This is a genomic window from Vasconcelosia minhoensis LEGE 07310, assembly GCF_015207255.1.
Lineage (GTDB): Bacteria > Cyanobacteriota > Cyanobacteriia > Phormidesmidales > Phormidesmidaceae > Vasconcelosia > Vasconcelosia minhoensis.
Genome location: NZ_JADEXG010000130.1, coordinates 1 through 4,353 on the forward strand (window position 1 = coordinate 1; position 4,353 = coordinate 4,353).

Genomic DNA, 4,353 nt, shown 5'->3' on the forward strand with positions numbered 1-4,353 from the left:
CCCCATCACCCTTCCCTCTTCCCTCTTCCCTCTTCCCTCTTCCCTCTTCCCTCTTCCCCCACCCCTCTCCAGCGTAATCACCGTCAGCTCCGGCGGGCACATAAACCGTCCCGGCAGATAAGTCCCCAGGCCGCGATTCACATAGAGCCAGTTATCCCCCACCTGATGTAGGCCCATCGCCCATTCCCAATGTCTGACGACTTTGACGCAGTTATCGCTGAGGTAGGGAATATAGTTGCGGATGGCCTTGGGAATAACCTGACGAATTTGCTTCCAGACCTCGGGGCCAGAGCCCAGGCCAGGAAAATAGACTTGGCCGCCGTGGGTATGGCCTGAAAGCTGGAGGTCAACCCGCCAGGGCCGCAGCGCTTCGGCGGTGTCAGGGTTGTGGGAAAGCACCAGCCGGGGCGTTTCCGGATCGAGCTGATTGAACACCGGTCCGGGCTTAAATTCGCGCGACCAGTAGTCGGCCAGGCCCACCACAGGAAAATCCGGCCCCAGCGGGTAGACAATCTGATTCCAGAGGACTGGGATATCCACCCGTTCCAGAGCGTGGGTAATGGTTTCGCGCGCGCCCTGGACTTTGATGTCGTGGTTGCCCAAAATTGCGAAGGTGCCGTAGCGGCTGGGCAAATGCTTCAGCCTGCGAGCCAGGGGATAGATGGGTGCCGGGTCTTCGGTGACCAGGTCACCCGTAAGGACAATCAGGTCAGGAGCAAGGTCATGGATGGCCGCGATCGCGTCTGCCAGCATCCGATCGTCCAGGTGAACGCCGTCATAATGCAGATCTGAAAGCTGGGCAATCGTCATTCCAGAGAGCGCTGGCGGCAGCCCTCGAATCGGAATGGTTAGCCGTTCAATCGTCAGCGGGCCGGTTAGCAGCGTATACATAGCCAGAAGGTGATGCCTCGCGATAGGCTCTATTGTGCCGTAAACCAAAGGCCGACGACAGTTGAGCCAGAGCCGACTGACTAAAATCTATCACCTTTGTCGCTTGAACAGACGTTGCCTAAAATACCTCTGCAGGGCGTTTGCGATTCGCGCTCGGCTCGCCGTCTGGGCAAATTCAATTCATTTTCAAGCATTAGGCATCGACAACCGCGCTAGTCGGCTTACTTTTCGTCTTTCGGGCCTGCGCTGTCGTTACATTTTTCAAAACAAACTCGATAATCTTACCGGCCACGTCTACGCCTGCCGCCGCTTCAATTCCCTCTAGTCCGGGGGACGAATTCACCTCCATCACGACCGGGCCGTGGTTCGAGCGCAAAATATCGACCCCGGCAATCCGCAGGCCCATCGCTTTGGCCGCGCGGATAGCCGTGCTGCGCTCCTCTGGGGTCAGCTTCACCTTGCCCGTACTACCGCCCCGATGGACATTTGAGCGAAATTCGCCGGGGGCGCCCTGGCGCTTCATCGAGGCCACAATTTTGTCACCGACGATGAAGCAGCGGATGTCAGAGCCGCCTGCCTCCTTAATATATTCCTGCACTAGAATATTGGCGTTGAGCCCGCGAAATGCTTCAATCACCGACTTGGCCGCCTGGTGGGTTTCGGCCAGCACCACGCCGATGCCCTGGGTACCCTCCAGCAGCTTGATCACCAGCGGCGCACCGCCGACCAGCTCAATCAGCCCTTCAATATCTTTAGTGGAATGGGCAAAACCGGTGACGGGGAGGCCAATGCCCTGCCGCGAGAGAATTTGCAGGCAGCGGAGCTTATCGCGCGATCGCGAAATCGCCTGCGACTCATTCGTCGTAAATACGCCCATCATCTCAAACTGCCGCACCACCGCCGTACCGTAAAACGTATTGGAAGCGCCAATGCGGGGGATCACCGCGTCAATGTCGGTGAGAGGGCTACCCTGATAGAGCACCTTGGGCCGGTGGGCCGTGATGTCCATGTAGCAGCGCATGTGGTCAATTACCTTGACAGCGCAGCCCTGCTGCTCGGCAGCCTCAACCAGACGGCGAGTGGAATAGAGCGAAGCGTCGCGGGATAAAACAGCAATTTTCATGGGGGTGATACCAGTAGCAAAATTTTAAAGTTGGAAATCTAGACCGGGTGGGAGGTGGCCGGAGCCGCCGAGCTGAGCAGATAGGAACGCCCTGGATCGACTAAAAACCGCTGGCGCACCGCCTGCCGCCCTAGCAGCATCCGAAAGCCCATGGCGTCGCGATTGGTCAAGGTGAGCTCAATCGGCCAGCAGAAATCGCCCAGCTGCACCGTCGTCATAATCACCGGTCGCTGCTGGGTGTGGCCGCCCGAGTCGCGTACCATCCGCTCTTCCAGCAGGTCGGCTTCGGCCTCGATGGTGTGCTGCTGCCGCTGTAGCGGATGCACCTTGAAGCGAACCCGGGCCTTGCCATCGACCCTAAAGGGCTGAATGTCAAACGCATGGAGGGCAGAGGAGCGCGCCCCGGTGTCGATTTTGGCCTTGACCCGCGCAATATTGAGCTTGGGCAGACCCAGCCATTCCCGCCAGCCAATCAGGGCCGACGGTGCTGCGGAAGGAGTGATGTCAGTCATTGGGTCAGTAATGTGAACAAAGCGGCTCTACGGCTATTATCGGCGGTCAGGGTCGGGACGCAAAACCACCAGCGGCGAGCTAATACTGGCTGAGGTCAGAGGCGACCAGCATCGAACCGATGCCTGAGTTAGAAAACGTCTCTAGCAGCAGCGCATGGGGTACTCGCCCATCGATGATGTGAGCGGCCCGCACCCCCTGGGCCAGAGAACGAACACAGCAGTTGACCTTAGGAATCATGCCGCCAGATACAACGCCACTGTCGATCAGCTGGCGCGCCTGCTGAATGTCGAGCGTATTAATCAGCGTAGCGGGGTTGTGATAGTCCTCCAGGATGCCCGCGGTGTCGGTGAGCAAGATCAGCTTTTCGGCATTCAGTGCGGCTGCCAGCTCCCCCGCAACGGTATCGGCGTTGATATTGTAGGCCTGACCGGCCTCATCGGCGGCAACGCTGGAAATAATCGGAATGTAGCCCGCTTCGACTAAAGAGCTGACGATATCGGCCCTGATTTGGCTGACATCGCCAACAAAACCAATACCTTTGACGCCCTGGGGACGAGCCGTAATCAGGTTGCCGTCTTTGCCACAGAGGCCCACTGCCGATCCGCCAGCCCGGCTGATTAGGGAGACTAGCTCCTTATTGACGCGACCCACCAGTACCATTTCAACCACGTCCATAGTCGCTGAATCGGTCACCCGCAGGCCGTCTTTAAACTGGGGCTCAATGTTCAGCTTGCCCAACCAGGTATTGATCTCCGGCCCGCCGCCGTGAACTAGCACGGGCCGGATGCCCACGCAGGCCATAAAAACCACGTCGCGGATCACCTTTGCCTTCAGGTTGGCGTCTTTCATCGCCGCGCCGCCGTACTTGACCACAAAGGTGCGGCCCCGAAACTGCTGAATATAGGGCAGGGCCTCACTCAAAACCCGAACGCGGGTCGCCTCAGCCTCTTGAAAATATTCGCTGTCGTGGTCAAGCGTCGAATCGGGGGAAAGGGTCATGGTATCGGCCTCGGCACAGATCCTAAAATAGAGCAATCTGCGGGGAATGTTCAACAAACACCCTGATTCCTCCATCACCCCTAACGCCTACGGCGACGCTTCGCGAACACCCCTAACGCCTACGGCGACGCTTCGCGAACACCCGCCCGATCCGACTTAACCACGGCCCCAATCGCCTCCAGCACCTGAGCCGCGATCGCGCCTACCCCACCCACTGCCTGCACCTGCACATCGGCCTGCCGATAGCGATTGGCCCGCTGCTGCCAAAGCGTCTCCAGCCGGTCTTTGAGGTCGGTGTCTTGCAAAAGGGGACGGCTGCGATCGCCCCTCAGCCGATTCATCAGCTCAGGCACCGGCACATCCAGCCAAACCACCACGCCGTACTGGAGGTAGCTCCAGTTCATCTGCTCGATGACGATGCCGCCACCGGTGGCAATCACCAGCCGGGTATAGGCCGAGACCTGGCTCAGCACCTGAGTCTCCAAAGCTCGAAAGCCCGCTTCCCCAGACTCGGCAAAAATGTCTGGAATCGGCTGACCCGCAGCCTGCTCAATCAGCTCGTCCGTGTCTAAAAAGCGGTAGCCCAGCTGCTGCGCCAGCTGTTTGCCGACGGTCGTTTTGCCCGTCCCCATCATACCGACCAAGTAAATATTCGTACCCTTCAGGTCGGCGGTCAGACGAGTACTGAGATCAGGAGCCATTGCAGTCACATACGCTTCAGCCATCCTACCAAACTCCCCCGATTGCCCCTAACGCCTACGGCGACGCTTCGCGAACACTCCATCACCCCACCACTCCATCACCCCATCACCCCACCACCCCATCAC

5 protein-coding genes are annotated in these 4,353 nt (G+C 58.9%); all 5 read right to left on the reverse strand.

The window, feature by feature from the left end:
- The coding region (locus IQ241_RS24950; RefSeq protein WP_193912483.1) for a metallophosphoesterase at positions 1–891 on the reverse strand (891 nt) is incomplete at its 3' end.
- A 193-nt stretch (positions 892–1,084) separates the two neighbouring features.
- Positions 1,085–2,014 (reverse strand): 30S ribosomal protein S6--L-glutamate ligase, encoded by a 930-nt coding sequence (gene rimK / locus IQ241_RS24955; protein ID WP_193912485.1) that lies wholly within the window; start codon positions 2,012–2,014, stop codon positions 1,085–1,087.
- A 38-nt stretch (positions 2,015–2,052) separates the two neighbouring features.
- Entirely contained in the window at positions 2,053–2,526 is a 474-nt protein-coding gene (locus tag IQ241_RS24960; RefSeq protein WP_193912487.1) for an ATP-dependent zinc protease family protein, read from the reverse strand.
- 79 nt (positions 2,527–2,605) lie between these two features.
- Positions 2,606–3,526, reverse strand: coding sequence for an acetylglutamate kinase (argB, locus tag IQ241_RS24965; protein WP_193912489.1), 921 nt, complete (start codon positions 3,524–3,526; stop codon positions 2,606–2,608).
- A gap of 119 nt (positions 3,527–3,645) precedes the next feature.
- Positions 3,646–4,227, reverse strand: coding sequence for a shikimate kinase (locus IQ241_RS24970; protein WP_193912491.1), 582 nt, complete (start codon positions 4,225–4,227; stop codon positions 3,646–3,648).
- Positions 4,228–4,353 lie beyond the last annotated feature (126 nt).